Here is a 21,172-nt window from a genome sequence, read left to right as displayed (position 1 = left end):
GGGGCGTCCGGTCGATGGGACGTCCGGTCGATCCGGGAGCCGAGCAGCGGTGACGGGGTGGCAGAAGGTCGGTCACGGGAGGGAGGAGCGGCGACGGGGCGGGAGCCGCAGGACCGTGCCGGTCAGTCGACGGCGCGCACGACCACGGCCGAGTTGAAACCGCCGTAGCCGCGGGCCAGGACCAGCGCGGTACGCACCTGGGCGGGGCGCGACTGGGTGAGGACCAGGTCGAGGCCGTACTCCTCGTCGGGGTCGACGTGCACCGTCGGGGGGATCAGCCCCTCCTCCATGGCGAGCAGGGCGGTGGCGACGTCGAGCGGGGCCGCGCCGGAGTACAGCCGGCCCGTCATCGTCTTCGGCGCGGTGACCGGGACGCCCCGGACACCGAAGACCGCCGAGATCGCCTCGGCCTCGATCCGGTCCAGCTCCGGCACGCCGGCGGCGTCCGCGAAGACCACGTCGACGTCCCCGGGTGCCACGTCCGCGTCGGCGAGGGCGAGTTCGACCGCCTTGCGCAGTCCGGGCTCACGGTCGCTGCCCGGCCGTGGGTCGAACGTCGAGCCGTAGCCCGCGATCTCGCCGTAGATCCGGGCACCGCGCGCACACGCCGACTCGGCCGACTCCATGATCAGGATGGCGCCGCCCTCGCCCGGCACATAGCCGGACGCGTCGGCGTCGAAGGGCAGATAGGCGCGGGTCGGTTCGTCGCTCGTGCTCAGCCGGTCGCCGGCCATCTGCGCCACCCAGCCCCAGGGGCAGATCGACGCGTCGACACCCCCGGAGACGATCATCGGGGTGCCCTTGCGGATGAGCCGCCGGCCGTGCGCCACCGCGTCGAGACCGCCGGCCTCGTCGCTGACGATGACGCCGCTGGGACCCTTCAGCCCGTTGCGGATGGAGATCTGGCCGCTGTTGACGGCGTAGAACCAGGCGAAGGACTGGTAGGCGGAGACGTACTGGCTGCCCTGGCTCCAGAGCTTCTCCAGCTCGCCCTGGCCGAACTCGAAGCCGCCCGAGGAACTGGCCGTGACGACGCCCATGTCGTACTGCGGCAGCTCCTTGGGGTCGATCCCCGCGTCGGCGAGCGCCCAGTCGGCGGCGACCAGCGCCATCCGCGTCATGTGGTCGGTCTGCGGCAGCAGCCGGCTCGGCAGCACGTCCTCGGCGACGAAGCCGGGCACCTCGCCCGCCAGGGTCGACGGGTAGGACGACGGGTCGAAGCGGGTGACCCGTCCGATGCCGTTCTTGCCGGTCCGGGTGGCGGCCCAGTAGTCCTGTGCGCCCAGTCCGTTGGGGGCGGCGATGCCCAGACCGGTCACTACCACCGTGGTGGTCATGCCACGCTCCTCTCGGGACGCGCCAGCACCATGGCGCTCTGGAATCCCCCGAAGCCGCTGCCGACCGTGAGCACCGCGTCGGTGAGCTGCTCCCGGGCGACCAGCGGAACGTAGTCGAGGTCGCACTTGGGGTCGGGGGTGGTCAGGTTGGCCGTGGGCGGCACGACGTGGTTCTCCATGGCCAGCGCGGACGCGGCGATCTCGATGGAACCGATCGCGCCGAGCGAGTGCCCGACCATCGACTTGATCGAGCTGACCGGGGTCCGGTAGGCGTGATCGCCCAGGCTGCGCTTGAACGCTTCCGTCTCGTGGCGGTCGTTCTGCTTGGTGCCCGAGCCGTGCGCGTTGATGTAGTCGATCTCGGTCGGGTTCATCCTGGCCTCGTCCAGCGCGGTCGTGATGGCCTCGGCCATCTCCGCGCCGTCCGGCCGCAGACCCGTCATGTGGTAGGCGTTCGAGCGCGTCGCGTACCCGGCGATCTCGGCGTAGATGTGCGCGCCGCGCCGCCGGGCACTCTCCAGCTCCTCCAGGACGAACACGGCGGCACCCTCCCCGAGGACGAACCCGTTGCGGGTCCCGTCGAAGGGTCGCGAGGCCCGCTCGGGGGCGTCGTCCCTGGGCGTCGTCGCCTTGATCGCGTCGAAACACGCCATCGTGATCGGCGAGATCGGGGCGTCGGACGAACCCGTGATCATGACGTCGGCCGAGCCTTCGCGGAGCAGCTCGACGGCGTGGCCGACCGAGTCGATGCCGGACGTGCAGCCCGTGGAGACCACCGTGCTGGGGCCCTGCGCGCCCACCGCCCAGGCGACCTCGGCCGCGAAGGAGCTGGGAACCAGGTAGTTGTACAGGTGCGGGACGGTGTACGCGTGGTCCACCAGGCGCAGCCGGCCGCCGTCGCTGACGACGTTGTACTCCTCGTCGAGACCCATGGTGGCGCCGACCGCGCTGCCGATGGTGACACCCACCCGGTACGGGTCGTGGGCGTCGATGTCGATGCCGCTGTCGGCGACCGCGCCGCGGGCCGCGACCACCGCGAACTGCGCGGCGCGGTCCATCCGGCGGATCTCCCGCGGGCTCAGTCCGTGCTCCGCGGGATCGAAGTCGATCTCCGCGGCGACCCGGGAGCGGAAGGGGCTGGGGTCGAAGAAACTGATGCGGCGGGTGGCCGTGCGGCCCTCGCTCAGCAGGTTCCAGAAGTTCTTCGCCCCGACACCGCCGGGGGCCAGCACCTCTATGCCGGTGATGACGACTCGTCGGCCGGTCACGCGGACGCCTCCCAGTTGTAGAAGCGCGTGGCCATCGCGTCGGCCGGGGAGCGCCAGGTGGCCGGGTCGTACGCCTCGATGAACGGCTTCAGGTCCTCACTGATCTGTACGAAGCGCGCGTCGTGCCGGGCGTGCTGGATCAGCTCGCCGCCGTTGTCCGCGTCGAAGTCCTGGAGGTGGAAGTACAGTACTGGAAGAGCTGGCGCCGGCGGGTTCCCATGCGGTGCGGCATTTCCGTGTCGTCGAAATCACCGAAAATCCTGGCCACGTCGACGCTCGACCCGGGGTCCATCCGAGCCACAATCAGCGTGCTGTACATACGTTTCCCTCTCCTCGGGGCCCACCACACACGACAGTTGAAGAAAGCTCGTATTCAGTATCCGGGGCGATAAGAGCGGTTTCAATATTCCCTGTGTCAGGTAATTGTCAGACCCGGTCAGAATTCCGCAGGTAATTCCGGAGGACCGCACAGTTCCCTGGCGAATTCGCCGAGAATCCACTCATGCATCAGCTCGTGATGTCGCACAGGGCGGCGCCGGACGTGACGGACGCGCCCACTTCGGCGGTGAGGCCCTTGACGGTGCCGGAGCGGTGGGCGTTGAGGGGCTGCTCCATCTTCATGGCCTCCAGGACGACGACGAGGTCGCCCTCCCGCACTTCCTGGCCCTCCTCGACCGCGACCTTGACGATCGTGCCCTGCATGGGCGAGGCGAGGGTGTCGCCGGAGGCCGCCGGCCCGGACCTGCGGGTGCCGCGGCGCTTGGGCCTGGCGCCCCCGCCGAGTGCTGCGCGGGCCGTCGCCATGCCCAGCGAGGACGGCAAGGACACCTCGAGGCGCCGCCCGGCGACCTCGACCACGACGGACTCGCGGCCCGGTTCCTCCTCCGTCTCGGCGCCCAGGTCCGCGGGGGCCGTGAAGGCGGGGATCTCGTTGACGAACTCGGTCTCGATCCACCGGGTGTGGACCGTGAACGGGTCCGCGGAGCCGGTCAGCTCCGGAGCGAACGCCGGGTCCCGCACCACCGCGCGGTGGAAGGGCAGGGCGGTCGCCATCCCGCCGACCTCGAACTCGTCGAGGGCACGGGCGGCTCGCTGCAGCGCCTCCGCGCGGGTACGGCCGGTCACGATCAGCTTGGCCAGCAGGGAGTCCCAGACCGGACCGATCACACTGCCGCACTGCACGCCCGCGTCGAGGCGGACGCCGGGGCCGGAGGGCGGGGCGAAGGTGGTGACGGTGCCGGGGGCGGGCAGGAAGCCCCGGCCGGGGTCTTCGCCGTTGATGCGGAACTCGAAGGAGTGGCCGCGCAGTTCGGGATCGCCGTAGCCGAGTTCCGCACCGTCGGCGATACGGAACATCTCCCGGACCAGGTCGATGCCGGCGACCTCCTCGGTGACCGGGTGCTCGACCTGCAGACGGGTGTTGACCTCCAGGAAGGAGATCGTGCCGTCCATCCCGACGAGGAACTCCACCGTGCCCGCGCCGACGTAGCCGGCCTCCTTCAGGATCGCCTTGGACGACGCGTACAACTCGGCGACCTGCGCGTCGGACAGGAACGGAGCCGGAGCCTCCTCCACCAGTTTCTGGTGGCGGCGCTGGAGCGAGCAGTCACGGGTCGAGACGACGACCACGTTGCCGTGCGTGTCGGCCAGGCACTGGGTCTCCACATGGCGGGGCTTGTCGAGGTAACGCTCGACGAAGCACTCGCCGCGTCCGAACGCGGCGACCGCCTCCCGGACCGCGGAGTCGTACAGCTCCGGGACCTCCTCCAGGGTGCGGGCGACCTTCAGCCCGCGTCCGCCGCCGCCGAACGCCGCCTTGATCGCGATCGGCAGCCCGTGCTCCTTCGCGAAGGCGACGACCTCGTCCGCGCCGGAGACCGGGTCGGGGGTGCCCGCGACGAGCGGGGCACCGGCACGCTGGGCGATGTGCCGGGCGGCGACCTTGTCCCCCAGGTCACGGATGGCCTGCGGGGGCGGCCCGATCCAGATCAGTCCGGCGTCCAGGACCGCCTGCGCGAAGTCGGCGTTCTCGGACAGGAAGCCGTACCCGGGATGGACCGCGTCCGCCCCCGAGTCCCCGGCGGCCCTGAGCACCTTCGCGATGTCCAGATAACTGGTGGCCGGGGTGTCACCGCCCAGCGCGAACGCCTCGTCCGCCGCTCGGACATGCACAGCGTCCCGGTCCGGTTCCGCATACACGGCAACGCTCGCGATCCCGGCATCCCGGCACGCCCGGGCCACGCGGACAGCGATTTCGCCACGGTTGGCGATGAGCACCTTGCGCACGATGAACCTCCCCTGACTCCGCTCGGAGCCACAAGACTGTTCGAGCCCACACCCCCCTTCAATACGGTCCGTTGCAGAACTGGGTCAGAATCCGCAGACCCGGGGCAGCAGTTTGCGGAAGAGGAAAGAAAAAGGTCAGGCCTCCGTCAAAAAGCCGGACCCGACGGGCGGAACCGTCGGGTCCGGAAAGAGCAGGAATGCAGCATTCCATGGACGTGCTTTCGGCCTTCTCGCAGGTTTTCCGGGCCGACGGGAGTCGAGTCGACCGGAGTGCGGAGACACCCTCGGTCGGAGTGCGGGGACCTTCAGCCGGAGTGCAGGGACCTCCAGCCGGAGTGCGGGCCGTTTCAGGCGGGGTGCCGGGACTCGCGGTCGGAGTGCAGGACCTTGCGGTACCAGGGCGCGGCGAGCGCGAAATCGGTGTCGAACCCCGGGCCGGGAGTACGGCGCAGATCGGACCAGAGCGGGGCGCTGTCGAAGACGTGGTCGGTGGTGAACAGGTCGAGCCCCGACGCCGGTACACCGCGTTCCTCCAGGACCGCCCGGGCCTGGTCGGCGGTCAGGTCCCGGTCCGGCCGGTCGATGCCGACGCAGGCCGCCACCGCGCGCAGCAGGGCGTCCACGGCGACGGGCTCGGGGTGGGCCGCGTGATAGACGGAGGCCGTCAGGTCGGCGGCGGGGGCCAGCGCGGTCGCCACCAGCAGTCCGGCCAGCTCGGACACCGCGATCACGGACGTCCGGGAGGGCCAGCCGTCCACGGTACCGGGCAGCGTGGACAGCATCCGGGCCAGTCCCGGAACCACCCACGCGTCGCCCTCCCCGTACACCAGATGAGGCCGCAGGACGATGCCGCCGGCCGCGAGCACGGCGTCCTCGGCCGCGGCCCGGGTACGGGAGGTGGGCGAGCCCGGATTGCGCGTCAGTTCCCCGGGCCGGCTGCCGCGGAAGGTACCGCGGCCGTAGACGGAAGCGGTGCTGAGCTGGACGATGCGCGCAACCCCCGCACTGCGCGCCTCCTCGACGAGGGCCGCCGTACCGCGGGCGTTGACGGCCTCGTTGGCCACGGCGTCTCCACCGATCCGCGAGGCGCAGTGGATCAGGACGTCGACGCCCTCGCACACCCCGCGCAGGGACGCGGGTTCGCTCAGGTCCGCCCGTACGACCGTGGGGCCGGAACCGGGCAGGGGACTGCGGTGCGACATCAGCCTCAACTCGGCCCGCTGCCGCCCCGCTTCACGGGTGACATGGCTGCCGACGAAGCCGGCCGCGCCGGTGATCAGAAGGGTGGGCACGGAACACTCTCCTCGGGATGGGACGGTCGCCAAGGGGCCCGGACGGTGGACGGGTTCAGCGGCCGCGCGGGCTCAGGACGAGTTCGGCGGTGAAGACCGTCTCAGCGTGCTGCGTGCCGCGCACCCGCACCAGTACGCCGCCGTCGGTGCCGTGCGGCTCGACCCGCGGTTCGATCCAGCAGGGGGCGTCGAACTCGGCGTAGCGCGCGAAGTTGCTCTTGAGGCCCAGCAGCAGGGCGTCGGGCATGCCCGTCGAGACGAGGGCGGCCTGCCGGGCCGCCTCCAGCAGCACCATGCCCGGTATGTGGTCGACGGGATGGTCGAAGAAGGTGGGATGGGCGGTGTCGACTCGCAGTTCCCAGCGGTCGCCGGTGCCGGCCGCCGACTCGGGCTCGGCGAGCAGCACATGGTGGTCGCCGGAGTGGCCCACGGCGGCGGGCTCGATCCCCGGCGGCACGACGCGGTCGGTGGTGGTGGGACGGCCGGCGCGCAGCCTGCGGTGGACGGCCGGACTTGTGCAGCTGAACGCGGCGCCCCCGGTGGCCAGGGCCTTTCCGTCACGCAGCACGGTGACGTCGTAGCGCATACCGCCGAGCACACGGCCCCGGCGGACGATGTCGCGGCAGACGGTGCGCAGTTCGACCTCGGTGGGCACGGCGTCCGCGACGAGGAGTTCGGGAGCGGTGCTGAACGACATGTCCCACATCAGGAACTGGTGCCCGAAGGGGACGCCGAACTCGGCGTGCGCGAGCAGGGAGCCGATCTGCCGGACGGACTCGATCAGCAGCATCGGGTCCTGATAGCCGCCGGACTGGGTGAAGAACGAGTGGCTGCGCGGCCATTGGGCGCTGACCGCGAAGACGTCGGAGCGGTCGGGCCCGACGGGTTCGGCGGCGGCCTCCCAGCCGGTCAGCAGCACTTCGGAGACGGCGGCGCGATGAACGTACTCGCGCGGAACCGTCGTGGTCAGCCGGGGCTGCGGAGTCCTCGCGGTGGTTCGTGGGGCCCTCGTGGCCACCGTCGCGACGTCGCTTTCGACGGACACACGGGTGGAGGTGGTGTACGACATGTACGGCACTCCTGTCTGTTTCCGAGCAGGGGGCAGCACTCCGCACTGTCGGCAGCCACCCCCCGTGGCCGACGTTCTCTTGCTCGCACAAGATACAGACATGTCTGTTCGGTTCTTCAAGTAAAGCTTTAGTATCCCTCTAGGTTCAGGCCGTCGTTACCGGCCGGTACGACACGATCGCGCCACTTGCGTAACCGCCTCTCCGAAACCATGCAGACCTGCATGGTTAGAGTCATCAAGCCCGTCGCGGCGTGGCTCGTCGCCTCGTGCGGACCCCACGGAAACCTGACCTCGAAATGGCGAAGAACCACACATCCATGCAGGTCAACGCGGACTGATGACACAGAGCACAGACCGACGCGCGGGGGACGAAGAACACGTTGACAATCAGACAAGTCTGTTTGCTATCGTCCTTGAGGTGAGCGTTCAGCAGTCCGTTCCGTGATGACGAGACTGTGCCTCAGGAGGAGCAGATGAATCGGCAAGCCGTGGATCTACTCGACGTCCGATCGCAGCGCAATCTCCCGCACCGCCCCACGATTCCCCACCCCGGGCGGCCGGTTGCCGCACACGCGGCCACCGACGACCCCGGCCCCCCGGCCGGAGCCCTGCGTGTCCTGGTCGTGGAGAACGACCCCAGGGCCGCCGACTCCCTCGTCCAGGGCCTGCTGCGCCAGGGGTACGCCGCGCAGAGCGTGGCCACCGGCACCAAGGCGCTCCAGGCGCACCGCGACGCCGATCTCCTGCTGCTCGACCTCGACCTGCCCGACCTGGACGGGCTGGAGGTGTGCCGGGGCATCCGGGCGGTCTGCGACACCCCGGTCATCGCCGTCACCGCGCGCGGGTCGGAGCTCGACCGGGTGCTCGGACTGCAGGCCGGAGCCGACGACTACCTGGTCAAGCCGTACGGCTTCCGGGAGTTGCTGGCACGGATGGAGGCGGTGATGCGCCGGGTACGGCAGCAGCCGGCGTCCGCCCAGGTCATCACCCACGGGCCGCTGCGCATCGACGTCGGCACGCGAGTGGCCACCCTGGACGGGGAGCCGGTGGACCTGACCCGCAAGGAGTTCGACCTGCTGCACCTGCTGGCCTCGCAGCCCGGCACCGTGATGCCCCGCCGCCAGCTCATGGCGCAGGTCTGGGACGACACCTGGTCCCACCGCGGACGCACCATAGACACCCACGTCAGCAGCCTGCGCGGCAAGCTCGGTTCGAGCGGCTGGATCATCACCGTCCGCGGGGTCGGCTTTAGGCTCGGCCATCCGTAGTCCCGGGCGGTCGCCCGCGACCGCCGGGTGGTCCCCGCGACCGTCACGGGGACCACCCGCACAGCCCGCTTGAGAACCGCTGAAGGAACGCTGAAGGACCGCGCTCGGAGCGACCGAAAACCGAGCCGAACCGGAAGCGAATACTCCCGCCCCCTGGCGGCGTGCCGCCTTGCCGATACAATACAGACCAGTCGGTAAAATTCCAGCGGGGCGAGAGCAAGGACCTGGCATGGCCACACAAGAGCGCGGGACGAGGTCGAGGCACTCGATCCTGGAGTCCGCGGCGCGGGTGTTCGACGAGCGCGGCTACGACGCCGCGAGCACCAACGACATCCTGGCCCGGACGGGTCTCACCCGAGGCGCGCTGTACCACCACTTCCCCTCCAAGGAAGCAATCGCCGTGGCCCTGGTGACCGCGCACAGCGAGGCACTCGTGGTGCCGGACCGGGCGGTGAAGCTCCAGGCGGTCATCGACCTGACCCTGGAGTTCGCCCAGCGCCTCCAGCGCGACCCGGTGCTGCGCGCGAGTGTGCGGCTCGCGGTCGAGCAGACGTCCTTCTCCCGCCCGCCGCAGACCGCGTACGAGCAGTCCGGCGCGGCCATCCTGGCGCTGCTGCGGCAGGCCGAGGAACAGGGCGAGATCCTGCCCGGCGTGGACATCCAGGAAGCGACCTCGACCATCGTCGGCGCCTTCACCGGGCTGCAGTTGATGTCGCAGGTGTACAGCAACCGCGAGGACCTGCCCGACCGCATCGGCGCGTTCTGGCGTTTCCTGCTGCCCGGCCTGGCCACTCCCGGCCTGCTCGGCCGCCTGCGCACCAGCATGACCGTGCCGCCCGAGGACGTCTGAGCGCGGCCGGACCTCGCGGAACCCCGCCGGACCGGCCCGTCCCGACCGGACCTCGCCGAACCGGCCGAGCGGCCAGGCGCCCCCAAGTCACCGGCCGGGGCCCGGAACCCGACCGTGCTCCACAACTCGTGCCGGGAACGCGGCCACCACCCCTGGCAGCCGCGTGCACTCGTGCACCCGAGTGCGTCCGCCGCACTCGCCGCACGGGCCGCATCACCGACGCTCCGCGTCCCCGCCTCGCCTCGCCTCACCCACGAGCTCACCGGAACACCACCGCACGAGCCGCACGAGCCGCACGAGCCTCGACAGCATCCCGCCCCTGGCGCCGGTTCACACAACTCCGCCCGGGCAGAGGCCTGCTGATCCTGATCCCCGATCCCGGCCCGCTCCGATACGCCTCACCCCGCACCCACCCGGAGGCGGAACAGGCGCCCCGCCACACCAACCGCCGCGCAGGACAGACGCGCCCCGCCACGGCTCCGCCCAGGGCGGGTGCGGCCCACCGCGGCGCCTCAGACCCGCTCGCCGTCCCCTCGCCGCCCGGCCCCCTTCGTACCCATCCCGCCCGCGGCACCCGCGCCACCGATGGCACCCACCGCACCCGCGGCCCCGACGGCCTCGACGGCTCCCACCGAGAACAACGGCCGCAACAGCGCCCACAGCCTCTTGGACGTCTTGGCGTCCCACCACTCGGCATCCGTGTGCCCCAGGGTCTCCAGCCCCGCGGCCACCACGACGGCGAGGTCGGCGAGATCCTCCGGCGCGGGCACGGCGTCCCGGTGCGTGTCGGCGACGCGCCCGCGTACGAGCGTCAGCACGTCGTCGCGCAGCCGGGGCGGCCCGGCCGACCCGTCCACCGCCAACTGGATGCCGGCGCGGACGAGTTCCTCCGTCCGCAGGGCCTCGCAGAAGGCGATCAGAAGGCGCTCGGGGGCGTCCTCCACGGCGCCGCCCCCGAAGGCCTCGTCCATGAGCGCGACGACGCGCCCGTGCGCCTGCTCGTAGACGGCGGCGTTCAGCTCCGCGATGGAGGAGAAGTGGTGGTAGAGAGCCCCCCGGCTCACTCCGGCCTGGCGGCAGATGTTGACCAGCCCCGCATCGGCGGGCCGGCCGTTCGCTATCAGTTCCGCCGCGGCACGGACGAGAGCCTGACGGGTCTGTTCGGACCGAGTCTGCATCAGGCTGCACCTGCCTATTCCTGCGCTTGGCATGAAGGAGCGCGCGGGTGCCCGTGGGCGCCAGCAACAACCGGAATCATACAACCATGCCTGTTTTACTCGACAGCCCCGTGAACGGAGACCTCCATCCAATCCCCATACATCCTGCTGCTCTTGGCCATGACCGGACCCTTGACGGGAGAGCGATCCCGTGGCCACAAGCCGTCCGGAACGCTCGTCGACCCTTGACAATCAGACAAGTCTGTTTGTTACGTTGGCGATGGCCACGTTGCCCCGGCACCCGAGCGTCACCCGAGCGTTGAGGAGTCCGATGAGCAGCACGACCGCCCCCGCCACCGTCCCCCCGGCCGTCTCCGTTCCCGGCGCGGTGCCGGTCGTCGGCAGCGGATTCGGCGAAGCCCTGCACGAGGGCCTGGTCCGTGCGGCGTCCCGGATGTCACCGCGTCGCGGCCCCGCCCCCGGCCCGGCCGACGACACCCTGGGGGCCTGGGAGACCGACGCCGTCCTCGACCGCTTCACCGCCCGGCTGCCCGCCGTACTCGCCCCCGCCGAGGCGGAGGTACCGGCCCTGCGCGGCACGCTGGCGGAGTTCGCCCGCACCGTCCTGGTGCGCGCCGCGGAAACCGCCCCGACCACGTCCGCCCCCTCCGCCGCGGACGCCCCGCCCGCCCCCGTCGCCCCGCCCGCGGCCTCCCCCCACCAGGTGGCGGCCGCCGTCGCGCTGCTCCTGGAGTGCGCCCTGCTGCACGTCCTGGAGCACGGCATCGCGCACCGGGAGAGCGTGCTGCCGCGTGCCGTCGCGGTCGTCCGGCGCCTTGGTGAGGTGCTCCGGGACGCCGGGGAGGGAGTGTGGTCCGGCGACGACGGCCGCGGTGAGCGCCGCAGGCTGGCCCGGCAGCTCCACGACGAACTGGGCGGCGCCCTGTCCACGGCCCGCCACAGCCTCGAAGCCGCCGCGACGGCCGCCACCACGCCGACCCCGGCGACGCCCACGGCCTCCGGCGCACGCGCCACCACGGGCCCCCTCACAGCCCCCGGCTCCCCCACCCCTCCCCAGACCCCCGCCGCTCATCTCGCCGCAGCAGAGCGGGCGTTGGCTGAAGCGGCCCGGCAGAACCAGGCGTTCGTCGGGGGCCTGCGCCGGCGTGCCGACCTGCCGCCCCTGCGCGAGGCCCTGGAGGCCTTCCTCGCGGGCCCCCGCCCGCGCGCCGGCCTCGGCATCCGGACCTCCGTCGAGGTCGTCGGGGACGAGCGGACCCTCTCAGAGCATTACCGGGAGGAGACCTTCCTCGCCCTGCGCGAGGCCCTGCGCGACCGCCTGACCCGCTCGGGCGCGCGGCAGGTGGCCACCGTCGTCCGCGTCACCAGACGCTGGCTCTACGCGAAGGTGACCGACGACGGCCACGGGCCCGCGACCGGCTCCGCCGAGGCCCTGCGTTCCCTGACCGACCGGATCGACGACCTCGGCGGCCGCACGCGCGTCACCCCGGGCACCCCCACCGGCACGCTGCTGGAGATCCATCTACCCCTGCGCCGGCACCCCTGAGACCGCGCTCCCGGCGAGCCGAGAAAAATTGAGAGACAGAACACACTCGGACCAGAGCCGCCGGGACCCTGGATCCACCCTGGTCCGGGCATACGGAAGAGGTCCCATCGTGATCACGATGGGACCTCTTCACTGGTGCGCGAGGGGGGAGTTGAACCCCCACGCCCTTGCGGGCACTGGAACCTGAATCCAGCGCGTCTGCCTATTCCGCCACCCGCGCATTGGGTGTGTCCTCCGGTGCCCCACCGTGTGGTGCGAGCGCCTTCCGACATGCAGAAGATTAGCACGGTGGCAGGGGCGGATTCACATCGCTTTCGAGCGGCCCCGGCGCCCCTGGGCCCGGGGCCGGCTGCCCCGGACCGGGGCCCGAGCACGTCGGCGCCGCTCCACGTATCGACGAGAACCGGTTCACGTATCAACCTCGTACCGGTCCAGGCCATCTCCCCAGGAGCAGGACAGCGTGCACAGTCGGGTGCGGGACACTGGTCCCGGGCCGCCTCTACGATCCTTGGCAGGAGTAGTGCAGGGAAGAGTTCGAAAAGGTGCCCCGCAGGGAACTTCGGGAGGGGACTTCGGAAGGCGTCGACAACCTGTCGACCGGGCCGACAGGGGGAACCAGCCGATTTCCCGGCGCGTGGATACGATCAGTAAGCAGTACCAGCACGACCAGGACGACAGCGGCCGACCGTACGACGCGGTGGGCCGTGCGCAGTACGGCACAGGCAGCACGCAGTACCAGGACGGCTACGAAGGAGGAGGTGCCCCATGGGAGTCCTGAAGAAATTCGAGCAGCGTCTCGAAGGTCTGGTCAACGGCACCTTCGCCAAGGTGTTCAAGTCCGAGGTCCAGCCCGTGGAGATCGCCGGAGCGCTGCAGCGCGAGTGCGACAACAACGCCACGATCTGGAACCGCGAGCGGACCGTCGTACCGAACGACTTCATCGTGGAGCTGAGCACACCGGACTTCGACCGCCTCAGCCCCTACTCGGGCCAGCTCGGCGACGAGCTCGCCGGCATGGTGCGCGACTACGCCAAGCAGCAGCGCTACACCTTCATGGGCCCCATCAAGGTCCATCTGGAGAAGGCGGACGACCTCGACACCGGTCTGTACCGGGTGCGCAGCCGTACGCTCGCCTCCTCCACCGACCAGCAGGCGCCCGAGCGCGCCCCCGCGGGCCCCGCTCCGGCGTCCCCGCGCGGCCAGGGCGGCCAGGGCGGGTACGGCTACCCGCCGGCCGCCGTACCTCCCATGCCGTCCGCGCCGCCGCCCGGACGCCCGGGGCCTTCGCCCATGGGCCAGCGGCCCGGCCCGTCCGCCGGGCCGGCGAGCGGTGGCCGCACGCGGCACTGGATCGAGATCAATGGCGCCCGCCATCAGATCTCCCGCCCGACGCTGGTGCTGGGCCGCAGCACCGAAGCCGACGTGCGGATCGACGACCCCGGCGTATCCCGCCGGCACTGTGAGATCCGGACCGGAACGCCCTCGACGATCCAGGATCTCGGGTCCACCAACGGCATCGTGGTGGACGGGCAGCACACCACCCGCGCTACGCTCCGCGACGGCTCGCGGATCGTCGTGGGCAGCACCACCATCATTTACCGGCAAGCCGAAGGGTGAAGCGGGGGCAATGTCAGAGCTGACCCTCACGGTCATGCGGCTGGGTTTCCTGGCCGTACTGTGGCTGTTCGTGATCGTGGCCGTGCAGGTCATCCGCAGCGACCTGTTCGGAACGCGTGTCACACAGCGCGGCTCGCGCAGGGACGCCGCCAGGCCGCAACAGGCCGCGCGCCAGGCTGCGGCGCCACCGCCGCAGCGCCAGCAGGCGGCGCCGAGCGGCGGCGGACGCCAGCGCCGCGGCGCCCCCACCAAACTCGTCGTCTCCGAGGGCACTCTCACGGGCACGACGGTCGCGCTCCAGGGGCAGACCATCACGCTCGGCCGCGCGCACGACAGCACCATCGTGCTGGACGACGACTACGCGTCCAGCCGCCATGCCAGGATCTACCCGGACCGGGACGGCCAGTGGATCGTCGAGGATCTCGGCTCCACCAACGGCACGTATCTCGACCGGAGCCGACTGACGACTCCCACGCCGATCCCGCTGGGTGCGCCCATCCGCATCGGCAAGACCGTCATCGAGCTGCGGAAGTAGTACGACAATGAGCGAGCGGAGCGAGCACGCAGCGGCGGTCCACACGAAGGACCCCGGCGCGCTCCCGACCGGAGGGTGGGCACCGTGCGGATGTACCCGGAGCCGACGGGCGAGGTGCGCATGAGTCTGTCACTGCGCTTCGCCGCCGGATCGCACAAAGGCATGATCCGCGAGGGCAACGAGGACTCCGGCTACGCCGGCCCCCGGCTGCTCGCGATCGCCGACGGAATGGGCGGCCAGGCCGCCGGTGAGGTCGCCTCCTCCGAGGTGATCTCCACCATCGTGGCGCTCGACGACGACGTGCCCGGCTCCGACATCCTCACCTCGCTCGGCACCGCCGTGCAGCGGGCCAACGACCAGCTCAGGATGATGGTCGAGGAGGACCCCCAGCTGGAGGGCATGGGGACCACCCTCACCGCCCTCCTGTGGACCGGCCAGCGCCTCGGACTCGTGCACGTCGGCGACTCCCGCGCCTATCTGCTGCGGGACGGCGTCCTCACGCAGATCACCCAGGACCACACCTGGGTGCAGCGCCTCGTCGACGAGGGCCGCATCACCGAGGAGGAAGCCACCACCCACCCGCAGCGCTCCCTGCTGATGCGCGCGCTGGGCAGCGGCGACCACGTCGAGCCGGACCTCTCCATCCGCGAGGTCCGCGCCGGCGACCGCTACCTGATCTGCTCCGACGGACTGTCCGGCGTCGTCTCGCACCAGACGATGGAGGACACCCTCGCCAGCTACCAGGGCCCGCAGGAGACCGTCCAGAACCTCATCGAGCTCGCGCTGCGCGGCGGCGGCCCCGACAACATCACCGTCATCGTCGCCGACGTCCTCGACATCGACTCCGGCGACACACTGGCCGCCCAGCTCTCCGACACCCCCGTCGTGGTGGGCGCGGTCGCCGAGAACCAGCACCAGCTGCACGACAACGGCGCCATGCAGACGCCCGCGGGCCGCGCCTCCGGTCTCGGCCGTCCGGTGCCCGGACAGGGCGGCGGCGAGTTCGGGCCGCCCGGCAGCGGCGACGCCGACGGCTACGCCCCCACGGGCGGCTTCGCCGACTACTCGGACGAGGACTTCGTCAAGCCGCGCGGCGGACGCAAGTGGCTGAAGAGATCCTTCTACTCCGTGCTCGCGCTCGCCGTCATCGGCGGCGGCGCGTACGGCGGCTACCGGTGGACGCAGACGCAGTACTACGTCGGCAGCAACGGCAAGCACGTCGCGCTGTACCGCGGGATCAGCCAGGACCTGGCCTGGGTCTCGCTCTCGAAGGTGGAGAAGGACCACCCCGAGATCGAACTCAAGTACCTGCCGCCGTACCAGCAGAAGCAGGTCAAGGCGACCATCGCGGAGGGCGGTCTCAGCGACGCCCGGTCCAAGATCGACGAGCTCGCCGTGCAGGCGTCCGCGTGCAGGAAGGACTCGGAGCGCCGCTCCGCCGAGACGCAGAACAACGCCAAGACCGGTCAGGGCGAGGCTGGTGGGACCACGGGAACCACAACCACCTCTCTGACGTCCAAGGCCACGTCCAGCCCGACGCCGACACCGAACTCGTCGAGTTCACCGTCGGCGAACCCGTCCAAGACCGCACCTACTCCCACACCCGGCCCCAGCCTCTCCGACGAGGAGCAGAAGCTGGTCTCGCTGTGCGGTAAGCAGTAAGAAGCCGTGAGGGGCCCTGTCACACCATGAGCAGTAGTACGAACACGCCGACGCACCACACGTCGACGATCGGGTCGATCGGCACGCCGAGCCGGCGCAACACCGAGCTGGCACTGTTGGTGTTCGCCGTCGTCATCCCGGTCTTCGCCTACGCCAACGTGGGCCTGGCCATCAATGACTCGGTGCCGCCCGGCCTGCTGAGCTACGGCCTCGGACTCGGCCTGCTCGCCGGCGTCGGCCATCTCGCGGTGCGCAAGTTCGCCCCGTACGCGGACCCGCTGCTGCTGCCGCTGGCGACGCTCCTCAACGGGCTCGGGCTGGTGATGATCTGGCGCCTCGACCAGTCCAAGCTGCTCCGGTCGCTGCCCAATTTCGCCCCTGCCGCGCCCCGCCAGCTGATGTACACGGCGCTGGGCATCGGCCTGCTCGTCGCCGTACTGATCTTCCTCAAGGACCACCGTGTCCTGCAGCGCTACACCTACATCTCCATGTTCGGCGCCCTGATCCTGCTCCTGCTGCCGCTGGTTCCGGGGCTCGGCGCCAACATCTACGGCGCCAAGATCTGGATCTCGATTCCCGGCCTCGGCACCCTCCAGCCCGGCGAGTTCGCGAAGATCATCCTCGCGGTCTTCTTCGCCGGCTACCTGATGGTCAAGCGCGACGCGCTGGCCCTCGCCAGCCGCCGCTTCATGGGCCTCTACCTGCCGCGCGGACGCGACCTCGGCCCGATCCTGGTGGTCTGGTTCGTCTCCATCCTGATCCTGGTCTTCGAGACCGACCTCGGTACCTCGCTGCTGTTCTTCGGCATGTTCGTGATCATGCTGTACGTCGCCACGGAGCGGACCAGCTGGATCGTCTTCGGTCTGCTGATGTCGGCGGTCGGCGCCGTGGGCGTGGCGAGCTTCGAACCGCACATCCAGACGCGTGTCCAGGCCTGGCTCAACCCGCTGCACGAGTACAAGCTCAGCCAGGCCGGAACCCACGACGGCATCCTCCACTCCGAGCAGGCCATGCAGGCCCTGTGGGCCTTCGGCTCCGGCGGCACGCTCGGCACCGGATGGGGACAGGGCCACTCCGAACTCATCCGGTTCGCCGCCAACTCCGACTTCATCCTCGCCAGCTTCGGCGAGGAACTGGGCCTGGCGGGGATCATGGCGATCCTGGTCCTCTACGGTCTGATCGCGGAGCGCGGCATCCGTACGGCGCTCGCGGCCCGCGACCCGTTCGGCAAGCTCCTCGCCGTCGGTCTCTCCGGCGGCTTCGCACTCCAGGTCTTCGTCGTCGCGGGCGGCGTCATGGGCCTGATCCCCCTCACCGGTATGACGATGCCGTTCCTGGCCTACGGAGGCTCCTCCGTCATCGCCAACTGGGCGCTGATGGGCATCCTCATCAGAATCAGCGACACCGCACGCCGCCCGGCCCCCGCACCCGCGCCCAGCCCCGACGCCGAGATGACCCAGGTGGTCCGCCCGTGAACAAGCCCCTGCGCCGGATCGCGATCTTCTGCGGACTCCTCGTCCTCGCCCTGCTCATCCGCGACAACTACATCCAGTACGTCCAGGCGGACAGCCTGCGAACCGACACGCTCAACCGGCGCGTCGCCATCGAGCGGTACGCCACCCCGCGCGGCGACATCATCGTCGACGGCAACCCGATCACCGGGGCCGCGAAGTCGGCCAAGGACGGCATCAACGACTTCGAGTACAAGCGCACCTACAAGGACGGCGCGATGTGGGCGCCCGTCACCGGGTACGCCTCCCAGGCCTTCGGCGCCACCCAGCTGGAGAGCATCGACGACGGCATCCTCACCGGCAACGACGACCGGCTCTTCTTCCGCAACACCCTCGACATGCTCACGGGCAAGAAGAAGCAGGGCGGCAACGTCGTCACCACCCTCAACGCCGCCGCGCAGAAGGCCGCGTACCAGGGTCTGCTGAAGCAGGGCAAGGGCGCCGTCGCGGCGATCGACCCCAAGACCGGCGCGATCCTGGCACTGGCCTCGACCCCGTCGTACGACCCCTCGACCTTCGCCGGGAACTCGACGAGCGTCGACGGCAAGGCCTGGACGAAGCTGCAGAAGAAGAACGACCCCAACGACCCGCTGCTCAACCGGGCACTGCGCGAGACCTACCCGCCGGGCTCCACCTTCAAGGTGGTCACCGCGGCGGCGGCGCTGCAGAACGGGCTGTACTCGTCCGCGGACCAGAAGACGGACTCACCGCTGCCGTACACCCTGCCGGACACCAGGACCGAGCTGAAGAACGAGGGCAGCATCCCCTGCAAGGACGCGACCATGCGCGTCGCGCTCCGCTACTCCTGCAACACCGTCTTCGGCAAGATCGGCGCCGACCTCGGCAAGGACAAGATGCTGTCGGAGGCCGAGAAGTTCGGCTTCAACGCCCAGCAGTTCACGCCGGTCCGCTCGAACGCCTCCGTCTTCCCCAAGTCGATGGACAAGCCGCAGACGGCGCTCAGCTCCATCGGCCAGTTCGAGACCGCGGCGACCCCGCTGCAGATGGCCATGGTCGCCTCGGCGGTCGCCAACGACGGCACGCTCATGAAGCCGTACATGGTCGACAAGCTGCAGGCCCCGAACCTGGACGTGATCTCGCAGACGGAGCCGCAGAAGCTGAGCGAGCCGCTCTCCAAGGACAACGCCCAGATCCTTCAGTCGATGATGGAGACGGTCGTAAAGGAGGGCACCGGCACCAACGCCCAGATCAACGAGAACGGCGTCACGGTGGGCGGCAAGACCGGTACCGCCCAGCACGGTGTGGCCAACAGCGCGAACCCGTACGCCTGGTTCATCTCGTACGCGAAGCTCGCCGACGGCAGCTCTCCGGTCGCCGTCGCCGTGGTGGTCGAGGACGAGAGCGCCAACCGGGACGACATCTCCGGTGGTGGTCTCGCCGCCCCGATCGCCAAGAGTGTGATGAAGGCAGTAATCGACAGCAAGAAGTGACCCCTGTCACGTCCCCTTCACATCGGTGCACGTTGCGATACCGGTCCTGTATCGGGTGACGGGCTCGGCCAGGTCACACAAGTCGATCCGGGTACGGTATGCCCGGACGGCACACCGCCGGACCACACAAGCGTGCGGTCGGGATCGACGGAGAGGGCTGGTAGGTAGCTATGGAAGAGCCGCGTCGCCTCGGCGGCCGGTACGAGCTGGGCCAGGTGCTCGGCCGTGGTGGCATGGCGGAGGTCCATCTCGCCCATGACACCCGGCTCGGTCGCACCGTGGCGGTGAAGACGCTGCGAGCGGACCTCGCACGCGACCCGTCGTTCCAGGCCCGGTTCCGCCGGGAGGCCCAGTCGGCCGCCTCGCTCAACCATCCCGCGATCGTCGCCGTGTACGACACGGGTGAGGACTACATCGAGGGCATCTCCATCCCGTACATCGTGATGGAGTACGTGGACGGTTCCACCCTGCGTGAGCTGCTCCACTCGGGACGCAGACTGCTGCCCGAGCGGTCCATGGAGATGACCATCGGGATCCTCCAGGCCCTGGAGTACTCCCACCGCGCCGGGATCGTCCACCGCGACATCAAGCCCGCGAACGTCATGCTGACGCGCAACGGCCAGGTCAAGGTGATGGACTTCGGCATCGCCCGCGCCATGGGCGACGCCGGCATGACGATGACGCAGACGGCCGCGGTCATCGGCACCGCCCAGTACCTCTCCCCGGAGCAGGCCAAGGGCGAGCAGGTGGACGCGCGAAGCGACCTCTACTCCACCGGCTGCCTCCTCTACGAGCTGCTGACGGTCCGCCCGCCGTTCGTGGGCGACTCGCCGGTCGCGGTCGCCTACCAGCACGTACGGGAGGAGCCGCAGCCGCCGAGCGTCTTCGACCCCGAGATCACGCCCGAGATGGACGCGATCGTGCTGAAGGCGCTCGTCAAGGACCCGGACTACCGGTACCAGTCCGCCGACGAGATGCGCCAGGACATCGAGGCCTGCCTCGACGGCCAGCCGGTCGCGGCCACCGCCGCCATGGGCTCGGTCGGCTACGGCGGCTACCCGAACGACCAGGCCACCACGGCCCTGCGCTCCACGGACGCCCAGGCCACCTCCATGCTTCCCCCGATGAACCCGGACGACGGCGGCTTCGGCGGCTACGACGACCGTCCGCCCCGGCGCCGTCAGCAGAAGAAGTCGAACACCTCGACGATCCTGCTGGTCGTGGCGGGGGTCCTGGTCCTCATCGGCGCGATCCTGATCGGCAAGTGGGCCTTCAGCGGCAGCAGCGACGGCAACAAGCCCTTCGCCGCCCCGAACTTCGTCGGCCAGACCCTGGGCGACGCCAAGGCGATGGCCGCCAACGTCGAACTGACGGTGACGACCACCAAGAAGCCGTGCGAGGCCCAGCCCAAGGGCAGCGTCTGTGACCAGGACCCGAAGGCCGGCGCGGACGTCAAGAAGGGCGACACCGTCGACCTGGTGGTCTCGACCGGCGCGCCGAAGGTGGTCGTGCCCGGTGTGACCGGCCAGAGCCTCGACGACGCCAAGGCGAAGCTCGAGGGCGACGGCTACCGGTTCCAGGTCAAGACGAAGCCCCAGATCTCCACGGAGGACCCGAACACGGTCCTGGACCAGGACCCGAAGCTCGGCACGGAGGTGCAGAAGGGTTCGACGATCACCCTCACCATCGCCAAGGCGCAGGAGAAGTCCACTGTGCCGGACGTGACGGGCCAGAGCTGTGAGGCGGCCAAGGCGCAGATGACCGCGAGCAACCTGGCCGGCAACTGCACCGAGGTGGACACCGCGGACGACGCCCAGGTCGGCAAGGTCATCTCGACCAGTCCGCAGGCGGGCAGCTCGGCCGACAAGAACTCCACGGTGAACATCCAGATCGGCAAGAAGGTCCAGAGCCCGCAGAAGGACATCCCGAACGTCGCGAACCGGACCCTTCAGCAGGCCAAGCAGATCCTGCAGCAGAACGGCTTCAACAACATCCAGGTGCAGGGCGATCAGGGCGACAACGCCCGCGTCATCGCACAGAACCCGCAGCAGGGCCAGGCGGACCCGAACGCGGCGATCACCCTGACCACCATCGGCGGCGGCGGGAACAACGGCGGCAACGACGGCGGCACCAACTTCTTCGGTGGTGTCACCGGGTAGGTGGTCCCCGGGGCCGTCGCCGCCCCTTCCGTACAGCGGATCCCCGGTACCTCGTCACGAGGTACCGGGGATCTGTCGTGTGTGCGGCGCCTCGCCGGGAATCTCGCGCGCCACGGCCTCGGGAGCACCGGTTCCGTGCCCGG

16 protein-coding genes, 1 tRNA gene and 1 pseudogene are annotated in these 21,172 nt (G+C 70.3%); 10 read left to right on the top strand and 8 right to left on the bottom strand.

Annotated features, from left to right (window positions below):
* Nucleotides 1–122 precede the first annotated feature (122 nt).
* From OHB41_RS24360 to OHB41_RS24335, 6 genes and pseudogenes are all read right to left on the bottom strand, one after another.
* The gene (locus OHB41_RS24360) at nucleotides 123–1,337 is read right to left on the bottom strand and encodes a ketosynthase chain-length factor (protein WP_266700318.1); all 1,215 of its coding nucleotides are present in this window, start codon (nucleotides 1,335–1,337) and stop codon (nucleotides 123–125) included.
* A complete protein-coding gene (locus OHB41_RS24355; protein WP_266700317.1) occupies nucleotides 1,334–2,605 on the bottom strand; it encodes a beta-ketoacyl-[acyl-carrier-protein] synthase family protein in 1,272 nt (423 codons plus the stop codon). Before OHB41_RS24355 ends, OHB41_RS24360 begins: the two co-directional genes overlap by 4 nt.
* Nucleotides 2,602–2,924 (bottom strand): annotated as a pseudogene (locus OHB41_RS24350) (TcmI family type II polyketide cyclase). The gene OHB41_RS24355 and the pseudogene OHB41_RS24350 overlap by 4 nt, the downstream one beginning before the upstream one ends.
* Before the next feature lie 188 nt (nucleotides 2,925–3,112).
* Nucleotides 3,113–4,891 (bottom strand): acetyl/propionyl/methylcrotonyl-CoA carboxylase subunit alpha, encoded by a 1,779-nt coding sequence (locus OHB41_RS24345; protein WP_266700316.1) that lies wholly within the window; start codon nucleotides 4,889–4,891, stop codon nucleotides 3,113–3,115.
* 347 nt (nucleotides 4,892–5,238) lie between these two features.
* Nucleotides 5,239–6,183: an NAD-dependent epimerase/dehydratase family protein gene (locus tag OHB41_RS24340; protein ID WP_266700315.1), complete on the bottom strand. Its 945-nt coding sequence runs from the start codon at nucleotides 6,181–6,183 to the stop codon at nucleotides 5,239–5,241.
* Nucleotides 6,184–6,238: 55 nt separating this feature from the next.
* Nucleotides 6,239–7,252 (bottom strand): ScbA/BarX family gamma-butyrolactone biosynthesis protein, encoded by a 1,014-nt coding sequence (locus OHB41_RS24335; protein WP_266700314.1) that lies wholly within the window; start codon nucleotides 7,250–7,252, stop codon nucleotides 6,239–6,241.
* Nucleotides 7,253–7,725: 473 nt separating this feature from the next.
* On the opposite strand from OHB41_RS24335, the gene OHB41_RS24330 reads away from it, so the two are divergent.
* Together OHB41_RS24330 and OHB41_RS24325 are read left to right on the top strand one after the other, a co-directional pair.
* Nucleotides 7,726–8,520, top strand: a complete 795-nt coding sequence (locus OHB41_RS24330) for a response regulator transcription factor (RefSeq protein WP_266700313.1) — start codon at nucleotides 7,726–7,728, stop codon at nucleotides 8,518–8,520.
* A 229-nt stretch (nucleotides 8,521–8,749) separates the two neighbouring features.
* Nucleotides 8,750–9,370 carry a ScbR family autoregulator-binding transcription factor gene (locus OHB41_RS24325; protein WP_266700312.1) on the top strand — a complete coding sequence of 207 codons (621 nt, stop codon included), beginning with the start codon at nucleotides 8,750–8,752 and terminating at the stop codon, nucleotides 9,368–9,370.
* Between the two features lie 512 nt (nucleotides 9,371–9,882).
* Here OHB41_RS24325 and OHB41_RS24320 read toward each other — a convergent pair.
* Complete coding sequence (locus OHB41_RS24320; RefSeq protein WP_266700311.1) at nucleotides 9,883–10,548, bottom strand: TetR family transcriptional regulator; 666 nt, start codon at nucleotides 10,546–10,548, stop codon at nucleotides 9,883–9,885.
* Nucleotides 10,549–10,858: 310 nt separating this feature from the next.
* Here OHB41_RS24320 and OHB41_RS24315 point away from each other — a divergent pair, with 310 nt between their 5' ends.
* Nucleotides 10,859–12,094, top strand: coding sequence for a sensor histidine kinase (locus OHB41_RS24315; RefSeq protein ID WP_266700310.1), 1,236 nt, complete (start codon nucleotides 10,859–10,861; stop codon nucleotides 12,092–12,094).
* A gap of 133 nt (nucleotides 12,095–12,227) precedes the next feature.
* Here OHB41_RS24315 and OHB41_RS24310 read toward each other — a convergent pair.
* Nucleotides 12,228–12,314: transfer RNA gene (locus OHB41_RS24310), tRNA-Leu, on the bottom strand.
* A gap of 414 nt (nucleotides 12,315–12,728) precedes the next feature.
* Between OHB41_RS24310 and OHB41_RS24305 the strand changes: the two genes are divergently transcribed.
* The 7 genes from OHB41_RS24305 to pknB all read left to right on the top strand — a co-directional run bounded on the left by OHB41_RS24305 (nucleotide 12,729) and on the right by pknB (nucleotide 21,029).
* Nucleotides 12,729–12,872, top strand: a complete 144-nt coding sequence (locus OHB41_RS24305; RefSeq protein ID WP_266700309.1) for a hypothetical protein — start codon at nucleotides 12,729–12,731, stop codon at nucleotides 12,870–12,872.
* Nucleotides 12,860–13,711 (top strand): FHA domain-containing protein, encoded by an 852-nt coding sequence (locus OHB41_RS24300; RefSeq protein ID WP_266700308.1) that lies wholly within the window; start codon nucleotides 12,860–12,862, stop codon nucleotides 13,709–13,711. Before OHB41_RS24305 ends, OHB41_RS24300 begins: the two co-directional genes overlap by 13 nt.
* Before the next feature lie 10 nt (nucleotides 13,712–13,721).
* The gene (locus OHB41_RS24295; protein ID WP_266700307.1) at nucleotides 13,722–14,246 is read left to right on the top strand and encodes an FHA domain-containing protein FhaB/FipA; all 525 of its coding nucleotides are present in this window, start codon (nucleotides 13,722–13,724) and stop codon (nucleotides 14,244–14,246) included.
* A gap of 120 nt (nucleotides 14,247–14,366) precedes the next feature.
* Entirely contained in the window at nucleotides 14,367–15,908 is a 1,542-nt protein-coding gene (locus OHB41_RS24290; protein WP_266700306.1) for a Stp1/IreP family PP2C-type Ser/Thr phosphatase, read from the top strand.
* A 26-nt stretch (nucleotides 15,909–15,934) separates the two neighbouring features.
* The gene (locus tag OHB41_RS24285; protein ID WP_168529074.1) at nucleotides 15,935–17,383 is read left to right on the top strand and encodes an FtsW/RodA/SpoVE family cell cycle protein; all 1,449 of its coding nucleotides are present in this window, start codon (nucleotides 15,935–15,937) and stop codon (nucleotides 17,381–17,383) included.
* A complete protein-coding gene (locus OHB41_RS24280) occupies nucleotides 17,380–18,870 on the top strand; it encodes a peptidoglycan D,D-transpeptidase FtsI family protein (protein ID WP_266700305.1) in 1,491 nt (496 codons plus the stop codon). The genes OHB41_RS24285 and OHB41_RS24280 overlap by 4 nt, the downstream gene beginning before the upstream one ends.
* Before the next feature lie 170 nt (nucleotides 18,871–19,040).
* A complete protein-coding gene (gene pknB / locus OHB41_RS24275) occupies nucleotides 19,041–21,029 on the top strand; it encodes a Stk1 family PASTA domain-containing Ser/Thr kinase (RefSeq protein WP_266700304.1) in 1,989 nt (662 codons plus the stop codon).
* Nucleotides 21,030–21,172 lie beyond the last annotated feature (143 nt).

Source organism: Streptomyces sp. NBC_01571 (assembly GCF_026339875.1).
Lineage (GTDB): Bacteria > Actinomycetota > Actinomycetes > Streptomycetales > Streptomycetaceae > Streptomyces.
This window is presented reverse-complemented; position numbering and strand designations above follow the sequence as displayed.